This is a genomic window from Clostridium sp. LIBA-8841 (genome assembly GCF_057782475.1).
On the sequence record NZ_CM173488.1, the window covers coordinates 1,300,976 to 1,317,737 of the forward strand.

Genomic DNA, 16,762 nt, shown 5'->3' on the forward strand with positions numbered 1-16,762 from the left:
AGAGTTATAGAAATAGTTAGCAGTGTTGGAAAGTTGTTTTTAGGATAGATGAGCTGTTAAAGTTAAATACTAAATAAGAACTAAATTTGAAAGGAGTGTTTACTTTGGCTCATAAGAATAATAAAAATAGCAAAGCTAATAAGAAGTCTGGTCAAAAGACTAAAAAAGAAGTAGAAAAAATGAAACATGAAACTGCTGATGAAGTAGGATATTCAAAAGAATCAAGAAAATTAGGTAAAAATGATACTAGAGACAATCCTTATAAGGGATTTTAATAAATTAAAAAGTAAATATAATTAATTACATTTCAAATACACACCTTTTTAGGTGTGTATTTTTTGTAAAAAAACATAAATTTTTGGGGTAAAAAGAATTAATTTCAAAACATTTACATATATATATTATGTAGACAATAATTTTAATACTTTTTAGTTTAGGGGGAAGAGATTTTGTTTAGCAAAAAATTCAAAAAACAAATGGCATATGCTTTAACTAGTACTTTTTTATTAGGGTTAGTTAATCCTAGTTCAGTAAAAGTTTTTGCATCTACTGGAATTGAGATTACAGAAGGGGTTACGGTTACTGCTAAGGGGAATACAGAAGGGAACACAGCAGACTTAGTCATTGATGGAGATGTATCAACATATTGGGAGTCTTCAAATGACTATAGATGGATAGAAATTGATTTGGGAGAGATATATGAATTATCTAAAATAGAAATATTTAATAATGTAGGTGCTTCCTATAAATATAATATATATGCTTCAGAGGATGGAGAAACATTCAATAAAATAGCATATAAAAATGATGAGAAAGTAGCTGATAATAATGGAGATACACATAACATCGATAATATTAGAGCTGGAAAATTAAGAATCGATGTTGTTCAAAATAGTAATAATGACAAGGTTAATATAGCTGAAATTAAGGTTTTTGGAAAGAAAACAGGAGAAAGTTTATCAGAATTAGCTCCAATCACTACATCTAATTTTAGTGAAACAAAATGGGCTACAGAGTATGAAAAATTTGAAAGTGATAAAGGATATGCAGAGGAAAAAACAATAAATGAGATTAAGAGTTTAGTCAGTAGAGTAATTGGAGCTGAGTATGTTGATAACTTTACCTTTGAACTTAGAGAAGAGATTAATGGTAATGATGTTTTTGAAGTTTCAGATTCACAGGATGGAAAGATTTTAATAAAAGGAAATAATGGAGTTTCATTAGCATCAGGGTTTAATTATTACTTAAAAAATTATTGTAATGTTAGTTATAATCCAATAATGGAGTCTAATTTAAAAATGCCTGAAACAATGCCAAGTGTTGGAGAAAAGGTAGTTATAGATACTCCATATGAACATAGATATGCATTAAATTTCTGTACCTATTCTTATACAATGGCTTTCTGGGATTGGGAGCAATATGAAGAGTTCTTAGACTGGTGTGCAATGAATGGAGTAAATTTAGTCTTAGATATAATTGGACAAGAAGAGGTTTTAAGAAGAACTTTAAATGAGTTTGGATATAGTGATGAAGAGGTTAAAGAATTTATTTCAGGACCTGCATATTTTGCTTGGTTCTATATGCAAAATATGACTGGATTTGGAGGACCACTTCCTAATGATTGGTTTGAGCAAAGAGCAGAACTTGGAAGAAAGCTTCATGATAGAATGCAATCCTATGGAATAAGTCCAGTCTTACAAGGATATTCAGGTATGGTTCCAAGAGATTTTAGGGAGAAAAATCCAGAAGCACAAACTATTTCTCAAGGAGGATGGTGTGGTTTCGATAGACCAGACATGCTTAAAACATATGTGAATGAAGGAGAAAGAGATTATTTTCAAGAAGTTGCAGATGTTTTCTATAAAAAGCAAAAAGAAGTATTTGGAGATGTAACTGACTTCTATGGAGTAGATCCATTCCATGAAGGAGGAAATACTGGAGGATTAGATAACGGAAGAATATATCAAATAATTCAAGATAAGATGATAGAACATGATAATGAAGCAGTTTGGGTTATTCAAAACTGGCAAGGAAATCCTAGTAATAATAAATTAGAAGGATTAACTAAGAAGGACCAAGTTATAGTTTTAGATCTTTTCTCAGAGGTAAGTCCAGACTGGAAGAGATTAGAGGATAGAGACTTACCTTGGGTTTGGAATATGCTTCACAACTTTGGTGGAAGAATGGGAATGGATGCAGCGCCAGAAAAACTTGCTACAGAGATTCCTAATGCCTTAGCAAATTCAGAAAATATGATTGGTATAGGTATTACACCAGAGGCTATAAATACTAATCCTTTAGCATATGAACTTTTATTTGATATGGCTTGGACAAGAGACCAAATAAATTTCAGAACATGGACTCAGGACTACATTGAAAGAAGATATGGTAAGGTAAATGAAGAAATTATAGAGGCTTGGAATATTATATTAGATACAGCTTATAAGAAGAGAAATGATTATTATCAAGGTGCGGCTGAGTCTATTATAAATGCAAGACCAGGATTTGGAATACAAAGTGCTTCAACTTGGGGACATTCAAAAATAGTTTATGATAAGAGTGAGTTTGAAAAAGCTATTGAAATTTTTGCAAATAACTATGATGAATTTAAAGAAAGTGATGCTTTCCTTTATGATTTTGCAGATATTTTAAAACAATTATTAGCTAACTCTGCTCAAGAATATTATGCTGTTATGTGTGATGCTTACAATAATGGCGATTCAGATAAGTTTAGATTTGTTTCAGGAAAATTCTTAGAGCTTGTAGAGCTTCAAGAGAGAGTATTATCAAGTAGACCTGAATTTTTGATAGGAAATTGGATTGAAGATGCTAGAACAATGCTTAAGGATGCTGATGATTGGACTAAAGACTTATTTGAGTTTAATGCTAGAGCCTTGGTAACAACTTGGGGATCAAGAAATAATGCTAATAGTGGTGGACTTAAAGACTATTCTAATAGACAATGGTCAGGATTAACAGAGGATTATTACTATGCTAGATGGGAAAAATGGATAAATGGATTACAAACAGAATTAGATGGTGGAGCTAAGGCACCTAATATAGATTGGTTCAAGATGGAGTATGATTGGGTAAATAAGAAAAGTGATACAGATAAACTTTATCCAACAGAGGCTTCTAATGAAAATTTAGGTGAACTTGCTAAGATAGCTATGGAAGGCTATTCAGTAACTAATATGGATAAAATATTAGGTGAAGGTGAAGTTGAGAAAAGAGTTAATATTGCTTTAGGAAAGCCTGTAAGCAGTGAAACTCATGGATCTAATGAAGCTAGTCCTCTAAGTAATATTACAGATGGAAACACAGGAAGCATGTGGGTTGCTGATAGAGAGGGATACCCTGCAAGTGTAATTGTAGACTTAGAAGGAGTTAAAACTGTAGATGGAATAGAATTTGCTTTTAGAAATCAAGCTGGAGATAGAGCTGTTGCATACAAAGTAGAAATCATGGATGAAAATGGACAATGGGTAACAGTATCAGATAAATCAGAGGATTATTCTAATAAAGGTGTTATTGAGGAAGTTGATTTTAAAGGTAAAGCACAAAAAGTTAGAGTTACATTGACAGATGTAGATTTAAGTTTAAGTCCATCATATACAATACCAGAATTAGCAGAAATAATGGTATATGAAGGAAAAGAGTCAGTAGATGAATATACTAACGTTGCTTTAGGTAAGCCAGTTGCTGGATCAGAATCAGAGAGTGGAAAACCACTATCTAATATTACAGATGGCAATCTAAATTCTCTTTGGGTAAGTAATGGAGGACAAACTCCAGCAACTGCTTCTATAGATTTACAAGGAACAGAAAATGTTGATTTCTTAGAACTTTACTTTGAAAAAGCAGGACTTAGATTCCAGTTTAAAGTTGAAGTAGAGGATGCAAGTGGAAATAGAGAGAAAGTATTAGATATGACTTCAAATAAAGGAGACAATGAAAAGTCTTATAAAATACCTGTAGGAAAAGATATAAATAAAATACATGTTACTATGACTGGAAAAGCAGCAGGTGGTGAATACCCAGGGGCTTGGGCAGCTATAGCAGAAGTAAAAGCTATGTCTAAGGAAAAGCCTGTTCAATATGTAAATATAGCAGAAAATAAATCAGTAAGTGGTTCTCCTTCTCAAGGAGGAAATCCTCTATCAAATATTACAGATGGTAATTTAAGTTCACTTTGGATAAGTGCTAATGGAGCAGTTCCAGCAAATGCTACAATTGATTTAGAAGAAAATAATTTTGTTGATTTCTTAGAACTTCATTTTGAAAAAGCAGGCTTTAGATTCCAGTTTAAAGTTGAAGTAGAGGATGAAAGCGGAAATAGAGAGACTGTATTAGATATGACTTCAAATACAGAAGATAATGAAAAATCATATAAAATACCTGTAGGAAAAGAAATAAGGAAGATACATGCTACTATTACAGGAAAAGCACCAGGTGGATCATATCCAGCAGCATGGGCGGCCATTGCAGAGATTAAGGCTATGGCTAAGGAAGTCGTAAATAAAGGAGAACAAGCTTCAATAGCATTACCACAAGGAAATATGAAAGCAACAGCAACTTCAGAGCATCCTAATGTAGGAAATGAAGGGTTAGCAAGCTTTGCTATTGATGGAAAAGAAAATACTATGTGGCATACAAAATATTCTCCTGTAGAAGCATTACCACAAAGTATAACTTTAGAGCTTGGAGGAAGTTATGAAATTAATAAGTTTACTTATCTTCCGAGAAGTGGCAATAAAAATGGAAATATAACTAAGTATGAGTTTCATGTAAGTAATGATGGCAATGAATTTAGAAAAGTTTCAGAGGGAACTTGGGATGAGAGTGGAAGCTTAAAAACATTAAAATTTGATAGTACAAAGGCAACTCATGTTAAACTTGTAGCTTTAGAAGGCGTTGGTGGCTTCGCTTCAGCAGCTGAATTAAATGTATTTGCCATACCAGAAAATTTAGCTATGAAAGAAGAAACTAAGGTTGAGGCAACATCGAATAATTCTGAAATAAATAATTTAAGAGATGGAGATGAAAATACTCTTTGGATTCCAGAACAAGGAGAAGAAAAGGCTGTAACCTTTGATTTAAGTAAAGAAAAGGATATATCAGCAATAGAGATATTAAGTAAAGGAAGCTCTTCATTAAAGTATTCTATAGAATCTTCTAATGATGGAACAGAGTGGACAAACTTAGTAGATGAGAATGATAATGAAGAAAACAAAGCTGTATATTCTAATATACTAAAATCAGGTCAAATAGGAAGATTTGTAAGAGTTAATTTTAGTAATGAGGATGTTAAGATTGGAGAAATTAGAATTTACAAAGGGGATTCTACTTCAAGTCTTGCTTCTTATATAAGAGTTATTGAGGATATATATAATAGTGCAGTAGTTGGAGATATGGCAGGAAACTATACTGCTGAGGCTAAAGAAGCACTTGGAAATGCTATAGAGCAAGCTAAAGAAGCTTTAGGAAATGATATAAACTCAAAAGAAGCTAAGGAAGTTATAAATAATTTAAAGACAGCTTTAAATGAGTTCTATAAAGGATTTGTTCAAATAAATAGAACTAAACTTGCAACTTTAATAAGTGATGTTGATGTTTTACTAAATGAAATATTACCAGAGATTATGAATAGTATGAATTACAATGAAAAAGCTATAGTTAATATGGAAGTTCAAAAGCTTAGAAATGAAAATGATGAGGCTAAAGAAGTTTACAATAAGAAACAAGTTTCACAAAGTGAAATAGACATGGCTTATGAAGAATTAAAGAATGCTTTAGATTCATACTATGATGCTGTAAGTGCTGAAACTGCATATAAATCAATGTTACTTTTAGCTAAGGAAAAAGCAGAAAATGCAGTTGTTGGAAATGGAAATGGTCAGTATTATCAGGAAGATTTAGATGCTTTAAATGAAGCTATAAGAATAGCAGAAGAAGGATTTGAAAGTTCTACAACTTCAGAAGAGGTTAGAAATATAACGAATTCTTTAAAAGAGGCTTTAGATACTTTCATAGAATCAGTAAACGTAGTTGAAAAAGGTCAATTGGAGAAGATAATAACTTCAATAGAAAGTAAGTTAGAAAATGCAGAAGGAGTATATATTCCTAGTGCTATAGAAGAATTAAGAGGTGCTTTAGAAAAGGCTAAAGAAGTATTGAATGATGAAGAGGTAGGTCAAGAAGCTGTAAATAATGCTATTTCTGATTTAACTGAGGCAGAAGCTAAATTTGAAATTTCAAAGGTTCCTAATAAAGAGGAATTAATAGGAGAAATAGAAAAAGCTTATGGAGTTTTAGAGAAGCTTAAAGAATTCAATAATCTTGAAGATATAAAAATAAGGCTAGAAGATGCTATTTTAGAGGCTGAAAAGGTTAATAATGATGAAAACTCATTAACAGAAGATGTAAATAAAGTTTTAGATGAATTAAAAGCTGTAATAGAAGAGGCTTTAAAAGCTATGGATTCTACAGAGATTATAGTAAGTCCAGTTAGAGATTTTGAAGCAACTGATATTTCAAAGAAAAATATTACTGTTCAGTGGAGTGCACCTGAAAATTCATTTGGATTAGAAGGATATGTACTTTACAAAGATGGTAAAGAGGTAGCTGAAATAGGAAAAGATGAAACTTCTTACATCTTTACAGGATTGAATAGACACACTATATACAACTTTAAGATTGCAGCTAAATATAGTAATGGAGAACTTTCTTCAAAAGAATCTATTACCTTAAGAACTGAAAGATAAAAGTTTAATCATTTTAATAATAGGCTATGTTTTAGATGAATGTTGACTTTTAACTAGCTCTTCAGACGTAGCTAAAAGTCAATCCTAGTTAAAAAATAGCCTAATAATAAATAAAAATAAATATAATTAGAATTAATAAAATACACACCTTTTTGGTGTGTATTTTTTATGAAAAAAAGAATGAAAAATATTGAATTTAGTAATAATCTAGTAGAATTTTACATAAAATATATTATGTAAATATTTTTTCAATATTTAAATTTTCTTTTGAAATTAAAATATTAAAAAGGTATATTTAATAGTCAATAAGAGAAGCTGTTATGTTGTTATGAAAAATAATTCAATTATTATAGAGGCTTCTTTGGGAATGGTAGGAGAAGAGTATGAAAAAAATAATACTTATTTTAATAGGAATATTTTTAATTAGCTTTATTTTTTATGGAATTTGGAGAAATAAAGATAATGAATTTAATCTACCAAGTTTGAAAATAACTTATGATAATGAAAAAATTGAATTTGAAGCTAATGGATACAATTGGAATAAAAATGGGAAAGCAGTTATAGCTGATCCACAAAGCACTGAGAATATTGCAAAGAAAATGGAGGGTAGTGATGTGCCAGCAGGAGCCAGCTTAAACTTAAAATTTTCAAAGGAACCTAAGAGTATTAAGGTGGTAGAGGAAGATTCATTAAAGAATATAGGATATACCGTAACTAATAATACTATAATTACTCCAACTGAATTAGGAGAACATATCTTAGTTATTACAGGAGAATGGGAAGATGGGTATGTGACCTATGTAACAAAGATAGAGTCTGTAAAAAAGGAAGAATATAATAAAAAACACAAAATAAAATTTTAGGGGAATATCATAATAGACTTCATAATAAATAAAAGAACTGATAGGGTATTATGGAAAAAGTATCATAACTATTCATAAGAAATAAGGGGGAAACAAATATGAATTATCTAGGATACATTATAATTTTATTAAGTCCGATTTTAGGAGCATTTTTTTCAGAAATATATGTTTTTTTAACATCATGGATTATACCGGGGGATATAAATCCATTTGTCACTTCAACTAGTGTAGTATTTGCAATTTTAGGTTTGATAATAGTTTTAAATGATGATAAAGAGCATTCAGAAGGTTAAAGTATAGACTACATAAAAAAGTAACTTAAAATAAAACTTATAAATAGTATGAAGAGAATATCTAGTAATTATCGGAATATTTTTATAAGTTTTATTATTTGTCTGTGTTTTAAACTAATGTTGATTTTTAGATAGAACTGTAAGACCATCTTAATGAGCAGTTAGTATTGCATCATATATGTAAGAATAATAGCGTTAAGAAGCTTTTTCTGTTTGAGCGGAGCGAGTTTAAAAGCTTTAGCTATTATTCTGGAATAGGTGATAGCAATACTTTGCGAAATTAAGTTAGGTCTGAAGGACTAGCTAAAAATCAACTTTTAGCTAAAACATAGCCTATTATTTAAGCTTTATTATATTAAATATAGTTTCTAACTTTAACTATTTCATTATTCTTTTTATATATTCTAGGAACTCTGTGACTTATCATACAAAGTATTTCATAGTTTATTGTTCCCATGATTTCTGCCATATCATTAGCATCAAATTTCAAGCCATTTTCTTCTCCTAAAAGAATTACCTCATCACCAATTTTAACATCATCTATATGAGTTACATCAATCATGCATTGGTCCATACAAATTCTTCCTATAACATTGGCAAATTGGCCATTTATTATAACTTTTGCTTTTCCGCTAAGTAATCTTGAATATCCATCAGCATAGCCTATTGGAAGTGTAGCAATTTTACTTTTCTCTTTAGTTTTATATGTTCTTCCGTAACTTACATACATATTTTCATCTAACTCTTTAACAAAAGCAACAGCTGTTTTTAAAGTAAGAGCTGGCTTAAGTTTTAAGTTTTCTTTTTTTACTTCCTCAGATGGATAATATCCATAAGAAATAATTCCACATCTAACGCCATCTAAATAAGTTTCCGGTAAATCTATTATGGCACCACTATTAGAAGCATGCTTTAAAGGAATGTATATTCCTTTTTCTTCTAAAGCTTTATTGAAAGTATTTAATTTTGAAAATTGCTCATAAGTATAAGTTTTATCTTCCTCATCAGATGTTGAGAAGTGAGTAAATAATCCTACAACCTCAATTCCTGGTAAAGAACAAATTTCTAAAACATTATTTAATCCTTCTTCGTTTGGAAGAAAGCCTATTCTGCCCATTCCAGTATCTATTGCAATGTGTATTTTAGCTTTTTTTCCAAGTTTTAAAGCAAATTCTGATAGTTCTTTAGCGTATTCCACATCATAAACTGTTTGCTCAATTTCATTATTAATTAAGTTTTCAGCGAAACTTATAGGAGTATATCCTAAAATCATTATTGGAGCAGTTATACCAGAAGCTCTAAGCTCATCAGCCTCTGTTATTATTGCAACAGCTAGTTTAGAAGCTCCATTTTTTAAAAGAGTTGAAGCTATATCTAAAGCTCCATGACCATAAGCATTAGCCTTAACCACGGCTATTATTTCTTTGTTACCGACTAAATTTTTTATTTCTTTCATATTGCTTGCTATTGCATCTAAATCTATTTCAGCCCATACAGGTCTAACACATATATCCATTTTAAAACACCTCAAATAATCTACAACTTTTGTAATTTTATCTAAAAATTTAACAGTTTTATTTAAATGTAACACTAGTTTAAAACATAGCTAAATAATTAGATAATTTTTGAGTATAGTGGATTAGAACCACAACTCAATAAAATACAGTCCTATAATACTATTATAAGATATTGTAACATAAAATGAAGAACCACCCTAATTGTAATTTTTAGAGGTGGTGGTTTCACTTAGTATAAACTTTAGAAGATAGAATTATAGATTAATTATTAATCTATAAGTAAATTCGCATAATGAAAAACTCTAATTAGCTCATTAATAGGTTTCCCAATTCTAGCTCAATAATCAAACTACTTTGAAGCATAGTCTAAGAATATAAAGTGTATTTTAAACTAAAAAATCAAGTTAATATAGAATATTTTCACTATAAAGTAGATAACAATGCATATATAATTAAACGGAATTTAGAAATCATAAAGGGAGAAATAAGATGAAAAAGAAAAGAGATTTAAATGGAATAATATTAATAGCAACTGTGTTTATTGGTTTCTTAGTATTTGGATTATCAGAGAATATAAAAGGACCAGCCATTCCTAGAATTCAAGATAATTTTTCTTTAAATGAAGCACAATTGGGAATGCTTTTAGCCTTAAATTCTATAGGGTATTTGATTGCTTGTACTTATACTCCATTCTTATCAAAGAAGATAGGACTTAAGAATACTACTATATTATGTTTTTTAATAATGGCTTTTTCAGGAATTTTAATAGGTATGGCTCCAAATTATATATTTTTTTCAGGTTCATATTTCATTATGTATCTTGGAAATGGAATGCTTGAGATTGCTTTAGGGGTAATTGCGGCTATAGCTTTTACTAAGAATACAGGAACTATGATGAACTTATCACACTTTTTTTATGGATTAAGCTCTATGATAGCTCCATTAATTGCTACAAAACTTATGAGCTCAAATTTAGGTGGACAAGCTTTGGGATGGAGAGGAATGTATTTAATTGTATTATTACTTTCCTTAATTCCAATAATACCTACTTTAATGGGTAAATTTCCAAAGTCAAAAAATGAGGAATCTGTTGGTATAAAAGAATCTTTTAAAGAAATGATAAAGGATAAAAAGATATTACTAATAACATTTATATTATCCTTTGGTGTTACCTGTGAAATGACTGTAGGAGGATGGTTAGTTAATTACTTAGAAAAAGCTCAAGGTTTTTCAGGAGAAGATGCTTCTAAAGTTCTTATGGGATTTTTCTTCTTTTTTATGTTAGCTAGACTTGTTTTAGGACCTATTATAGACAAATTAGGGTTTGTTAAGTCACTTTTAATAGTTTCAACTTTTGCTGGAATTTCAATTATAATAGGGATACTTTTAGGAAAGGGAGCAACATTACTTTTAATGTTATCAGGAATTGGAATAGCACCTATATATCCAACAGTTATGGCTATAATAGCTAAAGAGTTTAGAGAAAAAATAGAGATAGCTATGTCTTTTGTTTTAACATTTATGGGAATTGCCATAGTAATAGGGAACTTATTAGTAGGTGTAGTTGTGGATCTATGCAAAATGATCTTTTCTAATATTTATGGAATTGAGTTAGGCATTAAACTGGCATATAGTGGAGGATTCATATTCATTGGAGGGTGTAGCTTAATTTGTGCACTGGGAAGTTTAAGACTTTTAAAAGTCTTAAGAAGTGAAGAGGAAGAATTTTTAGTGGAGATGGAATAGGCTTTGCGAAACTTAAACTATGAATAAGTTTAAAAAAATAAATATTAAAGCTCTTAATATTTATGATTAGTTTAGAAGTATAATTTAATTAAAGTGGGTTTCTCATATAATATTATAAAGAGATTTGAAATAAGATTACTTTAAAATGTGGTTAATTTAAATATTTAATATTTGTACAAGTAAGTAGGAGAGTGAATTTTATGCTAGATAAGAGTGTTGAGTTTTTCAGAATGGTGTTAAAAAGAGAAAAGGGAACAAAGCTAAAGAGTGCATCATTACCAGAAGGATTTAAGTTTGTTAAGTTTAAAAAAGGTGATGAAAAAGCATGGGCTGAAATAGAAACATCTGTTTTAGAATTTGAGAATGTTAATGTCGCTAAAGAGTATTTTGAAAACAAATATATACCATATTCAAGTGAAATAGAGAGAAGAATATTATTTATAGAAAATGAAAATGGAGAAAAGATTGCTACATTTACAGCTTGGTGGAGATATACAGGGGAAAGAAGACATCCATTTATGGAGTGGGTTGCTGTTAAACCTGATTATCAAGGAAAAGGGTTAGGAAAAGCTCTTATTTCTGAAGGTGTAAAACTAATGGTAGCTATTGAGGGAGATTGTGATATGTATATCCCAACTCAGACTTGGAGTCACAAGGCTATTAAATTATATAGATGGGCTGGATTTGCTTTCGAGACAGAAGAAAAATTCCCAGGAGGAATTGAAAACAGAACCTTAGAAGGTATTGAGGTAATAAAGGGTCTAATATAATAGTATAGATAGATTAAAAATAGAAACAGAATTTATTATTCTGTTTCTTTCATCAAAAAATTATTTTATTAATAGGTAAGTAAATTGTAAATTCAGTATGTTTACTATTACTATTTACAACAATCTTACCATCATATGATTCAACTAACTCTTTTACTATAGCTAGTCCAAAACCATTATTATTTTCTCTATTTTTTTTTGTAGTAAATCCATTATTAAATATTTTATCTAACATTTCACTTGGAATCTTAGGGCCGTTATTTTGTATTTTAAGCACAAAATAATTAAAGTTATAATAAGTATTGATTTTTATTAAACCATTACCATTTAATACTTCAACAGCATTTCTTAAGATATTAGAGACTATGCGTTGAAAATCTAATTCATTTACGTTAGTTTCTGAAATATTAGCATTTTCATCTATTAAAACAGTAATATCCTTTAAGTTAATCGTATTCACTATCATGGATATAATTGAAGTACTATCAGAAATAATAACATTATTAAGAATATTATCATTTCCATTAATTATGTTTTTTAATAATTCTCCTAGTTTCTCATGGTTCCCCATAAGGTGTAATCCATATAAATAAGAAATTTGAGAACCATAATCATGCTTTAATTTTTTTAATGAATTAATGTTTTCTTCTAAATTTGCATTTAATAGATCAATTTTTTTTGATTTTTTTTCTATACTAGAAAAATATATTATAATAAATATTATAAACAAGAATAATAAAATCAATAGTATTTCTTTGAATAATGGATTATCTTTTGCATTAATAATCGCATTAAATGAAACTATAAAGTCTAATACTATAGTACAAAGTATTAAATAGATGATTGAACTATTTCTAGATTTTATAGTTTTATAAATTAAGTATATAGATTTCTCTTTAGATAAAATTAAAAAAGAAAGAATATACTGTGGAAAATACATAATAAGTATGTAGAATATATTATTTTCTTTTACTACTAGAATGTTTTGGCAGAGAATATTATATATAAAAGATGAAATTATTAATGTTATTACAATAAAAGCATAAACTACACTGAACCCAATGCCAGCAGCTAATAAATCATTTTTATATATTAATCCTCCCATTATTAACATTACCAAATGCAAAATTAAAGTTGCAACACTAGAATTTCCTAAGGAAAAAGTTGTTATGGATATTATTATCCATAACAACAATATATAAAATAACATTTTAGACTTTGGTTTTTTACATTCTTTTTTACTGCATAAATTTATTGTGTTTATAAATATTACACATTGTAAAAAAGAGTTTATCATATCAGCTAAAGTTAAAGATATATGCATTTATCTAGACTTTTTCATTGACTCAGGCATTTCTTCTACTCCTATAGTCGCGAAAGAAGCAGTTCCTGCACTAATAGTGAATGTTGTTAATAATGCTAACATTGAAAATAATGTTTTTTTCATTTTAAAATTCCTCCCTTTTATATTTATTAAATAATAATATTGATTGTATTAATAAAGTCCAGGTTATTGTTTGAGAAATCCATGAAGTTTTAAAGAATATTAAGGCTACAAAAAAAAGTATAATTGAATTTGTAACACCTATTATTCTATTTCTTTTAATTAAATTTTCTTTAGTCAATGGAAATCTACTATCTATTACTGGAGCTTTATTATAAATACTAAAAATACTAAATAAGTTTAAGATGACAATACTAAAAAAATCTAATTTACTAAAAATAGTAAGTAGAATTATACTAGTTGTTATAATTAAAGTAGCTATAAAGCATTTAAGTTGAGTATCTTCATGATAACCACCAATAAATGGCTTTATAAAACACATACTTGTAATTACTATCAAACTTTCCTTAAAGTATCCTAGTATTCCAGCAATCAACAAAATTAAAACACATTTGATAAATTCAAAAGTTAATACAATGACAACATATTGAATTTGTTCTAATAGTTCTTTATCCAAATCAAGATCTTTGGATAAATATTCTACAGCAGATTTTAAAAATTTTCTCATAAAAAATCTCTCTTATATATTTTTTTGTTGTATAGAATTTAAGTAAATGTAATATGGTTACATTATAATAAAAAAACAAGGAATTTACATAGGTTAGTCCTTTTTTTAAAGATATATTTACATAATTTTCATTAATATTGTTATTTTAGGAAATATTTTGTGTGATTTTGACATTAAATATATATAATGGGAAATAAATGGTGTCAATATTAGATTAAAAATAATATTTTAAGGTGTTTTTTTGTTTTTATTAAAATATAAGAAATTTTATCTTAAATAATATACTCGTAAATGATAGTTAAGACAAAAGAAAAACATAAAATAAAGTATAATATATTAATTGAAAAATTGGTATTTTTAGGAGATTGTTTTTGTGTTATTATTATTGAAAGCCTAAAAATATTTTTTAGGAGTGATTTTTAAAGTTTTACTTATATTTTTATAAGATGCTTAAAAAGTATAAAATTTTTATAAATACGGGGGCTAGAAGTATGAAAGTGACTGAAAGATTAGAAGCTTTAAGAAAAGTTATGAAAGAAAAAGGAATTGATTATTATATAATTCCAAGTGGAGATGCTCACCAAAGTGAGTATGTGTGTGAGTACTATAGGGGCAGAGCATATATGTCAGGCTTTACTGGGTCAGCAGGAACATTATTAGTGGGGTTAGATAAAGCTGTTTTATGGACTGATGGTAGATATTTTATACAAGCTTTAGATGAGTTAAAAGGTTCTAGAATTGAAATGTTTAAAATGAGAATTCCAGGATGGCCAACTTTAGTAGAATGGCTTAAAGAAAACTCAAAAGAGGGAGAATGCATAGCCTTTGATGGTAAGGTATTCTCATTAGGAGATTATAAAGAGTTTAAAAAGTTAGAAGAAGAAAATAAGGTTAAAATAAAAATAGATGAAGATTTATTAAATGAAGTTTGGGAAGATAGACCAAGTCTTCCTAAAGAAAAGGCATTTTTACATGAGGTTAAGTATTGTGGAAAAAGTGCTAAAGAAAAATTAGTAGAAATTAGAGGGGAAATGAAGAAATTGGAAGCTAAAAATTACATTATAGCTTCTTTAGATGATATTGCTTGGCTTTATAATATTAGAGGAAATGATGTTAAGTGTAATCCAGTAGTCTTAAGTTATGCAATAGTTAAAGAAGATGAGGCTTATATTTATGTAGACAAGTCAAAGTTTACTTTTGAAATGGAAGCAGAACTCTTAACTGAAGGAATAACTTTAAAAGGGTATGATGAAATTGGAGATGATATTAGGGAGTTAAAAGGAAAGACTCTACTTGATCCAAATAAAATAAGTGCTTATTTATACGAATGTATTAAAGATAAAAATGACATAGTTGAAGTTAGTAATATAACAACTAGATTTAAGGCTGTAAAGAATGAAACTGAATTGGATAACTTAAAGACATGTCAAGTTAGAGATGGAGTAGCCATGGTTAGATTTATGAAATGGCTTAAAGATAATATTGGTAAAATAGAGATAAGTGAAATATCAGCTTCAGATAAATTAGAAGAGTTTAGAAGTTTAGGAGAATTGTTTAAAGGAATTAGCTTTGGAACTATAGCAGGTCATAAGGAACATGGTGCTATGATGCATTATTCAGCAACACCAGAAAGTGATTATACTTTAGAACCAAGAGGATTCTTTTTAATAGATTCAGGTGGACAATACTTAGATGGAACTACAGATATAACAAGAACTTTTGTCTTAGGGCCGTTAACAGAGGAAGAAAAGAAAGATTATACTCTAGTTTTAAAAGGACATATAGGACTTATGAGAGCTAAATTCCTAAAAGGGACTACTGGGTCAGCACTTGATATAAAAGCTAGAGAACCTTTATGGAATGAAGGAATTGATTATAAGTGTGGAACAGGACATGGCGTAGGATTCTTTCTAAATGTTCATGAAGGACCACAAAGTATAAGCCCAGTACCTAATAAAGTAGCTTTAGAGCCTGGAATGATTTTAACTAATGAACCAGGAGTTTATAGAGAAGGAAAGTATGGAATAAGAACAGAAAATACAATGGTAGTTGTTAAGGATACTTATTCAGAAGAGTTTGGAGAGTTTTATAAATTCGATACTATTTCACTTTGTCCAATAGATTTAGAAGGAATAAATGTTGATCTATTAAACAATGAAGAAAAGGTTTGGTTAAATGATTACCATAAGAGGGTTTATGAATCATTAGCATCTTACTTAAATAGTGAAGAAAAAGAATTCTTAAAGAAGGAAACTAGAGAAATACTATAGGAAATTATAATAGGACAAAATTAACGTTCCAGTGTATTTAATGATTATGGGAGTAGGAAGTTAATTTGTAATAGAGTTTAAAAAGAGAAAGTGAAAATATATTCACTTTCTTTTTTTTATATTTAATATGGAAAAGATTTGATAAATAATATGGTTTTCCAAAATTTACAGGTGTATAATTAATACAAAAGTGAATGAAGTACGGCAGCTTAATTAGTGCATATTTTTTATTAATATAATTGATTTAGAAAAAAGATGAATTTTTATTGTTAATAAATTAAGAAAGTGTAATCATTCCGTAAGAGCTAATATTTGACTTATGACTATAACAATATTTATATCACTTTTTGCAGTCTCACAAATAGGAGTTAAAGCATTTTTATATTTTATAATTCCTATGTGTATTATGTGTGGGAATATTATTAAGGCAAATGAAAAGTTAAAAGGGTTAAAATATAATTAGATAAAATAAAGAAGAAAATATTTATTAAAAATCTTATAAGTGAATATTGAAAAACATAGTAAAA

At 28.7% G+C, this 16,762-nt stretch carries 11 protein-coding genes; 7 read left to right on the plus strand and 4 right to left on the minus strand.

Annotation, left to right across the window (positions count from 1 at the left end; all coding sequences use genetic code 11):
* Positions 1-104: 104 nt before the first annotated feature.
* The 4 genes from AC2A4K_RS05550 to AC2A4K_RS05565 all read left to right on the plus strand — a co-directional run bounded on the left by AC2A4K_RS05550 (position 105) and on the right by AC2A4K_RS05565 (position 7,920).
* Positions 105-275: a small, acid-soluble spore protein, alpha/beta type gene (locus AC2A4K_RS05550; RefSeq protein WP_322503959.1), complete on the plus strand. Its 171-nt coding sequence runs from the start codon at positions 105-107 to the stop codon at positions 273-275.
* Positions 276-449: 174 nt separating this feature from the next.
* Entirely contained in the window at positions 450-6,764 is a 6,315-nt protein-coding gene (locus AC2A4K_RS05555; protein WP_322503958.1) for an alpha-N-acetylglucosaminidase TIM-barrel domain-containing protein, read from the plus strand.
* Positions 6,765-7,147: 383 nt separating this feature from the next.
* Positions 7,148-7,627: a hypothetical protein gene (locus tag AC2A4K_RS05560; RefSeq protein WP_322503957.1), complete on the plus strand. Its 480-nt coding sequence runs from the start codon at positions 7,148-7,150 to the stop codon at positions 7,625-7,627.
* Between the two features lie 98 nt (positions 7,628-7,725).
* A complete protein-coding gene (locus AC2A4K_RS05565) occupies positions 7,726-7,920 on the plus strand; it encodes a hypothetical protein (protein WP_322503956.1) in 195 nt (64 codons plus the stop codon).
* A 355-nt stretch (positions 7,921-8,275) separates the two neighbouring features.
* Here AC2A4K_RS05565 and alr read toward each other — a convergent pair whose 3' ends face one another.
* Positions 8,276-9,436: an alanine racemase gene (gene alr, locus AC2A4K_RS05570; RefSeq protein ID WP_322503955.1), complete on the minus strand. Its 1,161-nt coding sequence runs from the start codon at positions 9,434-9,436 to the stop codon at positions 8,276-8,278.
* 490 nt (positions 9,437-9,926) lie between these two features.
* Between alr and AC2A4K_RS05575 the strand changes: the two genes are divergently transcribed.
* Together AC2A4K_RS05575 and AC2A4K_RS05580 are read left to right on the plus strand one after the other, a co-directional pair.
* Positions 9,927-11,183, plus strand: coding sequence for an MFS transporter (locus AC2A4K_RS05575; RefSeq protein WP_322503954.1), 1,257 nt, complete (start codon positions 9,927-9,929; stop codon positions 11,181-11,183).
* Between the two features lie 200 nt (positions 11,184-11,383).
* Positions 11,384-11,953, plus strand: coding sequence for a GNAT family N-acetyltransferase (locus AC2A4K_RS05580; RefSeq protein WP_322503953.1), 570 nt, complete (start codon positions 11,384-11,386; stop codon positions 11,951-11,953).
* Between the two features lie 52 nt (positions 11,954-12,005).
* Here AC2A4K_RS05580 and AC2A4K_RS05585 read toward each other — a convergent pair whose 3' ends face one another.
* Genes AC2A4K_RS05585 through AC2A4K_RS05595 form a run of 3 tightly spaced genes read right to left on the minus strand, consistent with a single transcriptional unit; the run spans position 12,006 to position 13,965 of the window.
* Entirely contained in the window at positions 12,006-13,277 is a 1,272-nt protein-coding gene (locus AC2A4K_RS05585) for a sensor histidine kinase (RefSeq protein WP_488458842.1), read from the minus strand.
* Positions 13,278-13,400, minus strand: a complete 123-nt coding sequence (locus tag AC2A4K_RS05590) for a hypothetical protein (protein ID WP_322503951.1) — start codon at positions 13,398-13,400, stop codon at positions 13,278-13,280.
* A 1-nt stretch (position 13,401) separates the two neighbouring features.
* Positions 13,402-13,965, minus strand: a complete 564-nt coding sequence (locus AC2A4K_RS05595; RefSeq protein WP_322503950.1) for an accessory gene regulator AgrB — start codon at positions 13,963-13,965, stop codon at positions 13,402-13,404.
* A gap of 491 nt (positions 13,966-14,456) precedes the next feature.
* Here AC2A4K_RS05595 and AC2A4K_RS05600 point away from each other — a divergent pair, with 491 nt between their 5' ends.
* A complete protein-coding gene (locus AC2A4K_RS05600) occupies positions 14,457-16,235 on the plus strand; it encodes an aminopeptidase P family protein (protein ID WP_322503949.1) in 1,779 nt (592 codons plus the stop codon).
* Positions 16,236-16,762: the final 527 nt, after the last annotated feature.

Coding starts and splice junctions, on each gene's coding strand:
- AC2A4K_RS05560 (WP_322503957.1), top strand. CDS start 7,148: ATGAAAAAAATAATACTTATTTTAATAGGAATATTTTTAATTAGCTTT.
- AC2A4K_RS05565 (WP_322503956.1), top strand. CDS start 7,726: ATGAATTATCTAGGATACATTATAATTTTATTAAGTCCGATTTTAGGA.
- alr (WP_322503955.1), bottom strand. CDS start 9,436: ATGGATATATGTGTTAGACCTGTATGGGCTGAAATAGATTTAGATGCA.
- AC2A4K_RS05575 (WP_322503954.1), top strand. CDS start 9,927: ATGAAAAAGAAAAGAGATTTAAATGGAATAATATTAATAGCAACTGTG.
- AC2A4K_RS05580 (WP_322503953.1), top strand. CDS start 11,384: ATGCTAGATAAGAGTGTTGAGTTTTTCAGAATGGTGTTAAAAAGAGAA.
- AC2A4K_RS05585 (WP_488458842.1), bottom strand. CDS start 13,277: ATGCATATATCTTTAACTTTAGCTGATATGATAAACTCTTTTTTACAA.
- AC2A4K_RS05590 (WP_322503951.1), bottom strand. CDS start 13,400: ATGAAAAAAACATTATTTTCAATGTTAGCATTATTAACAACATTCACT.
- AC2A4K_RS05595 (WP_322503950.1), bottom strand. CDS start 13,965: ATGAGAAAATTTTTAAAATCTGCTGTAGAATATTTATCCAAAGATCTT.
- AC2A4K_RS05600 (WP_322503949.1), top strand. CDS start 14,457: ATGAAAGTGACTGAAAGATTAGAAGCTTTAAGAAAAGTTATGAAAGAA.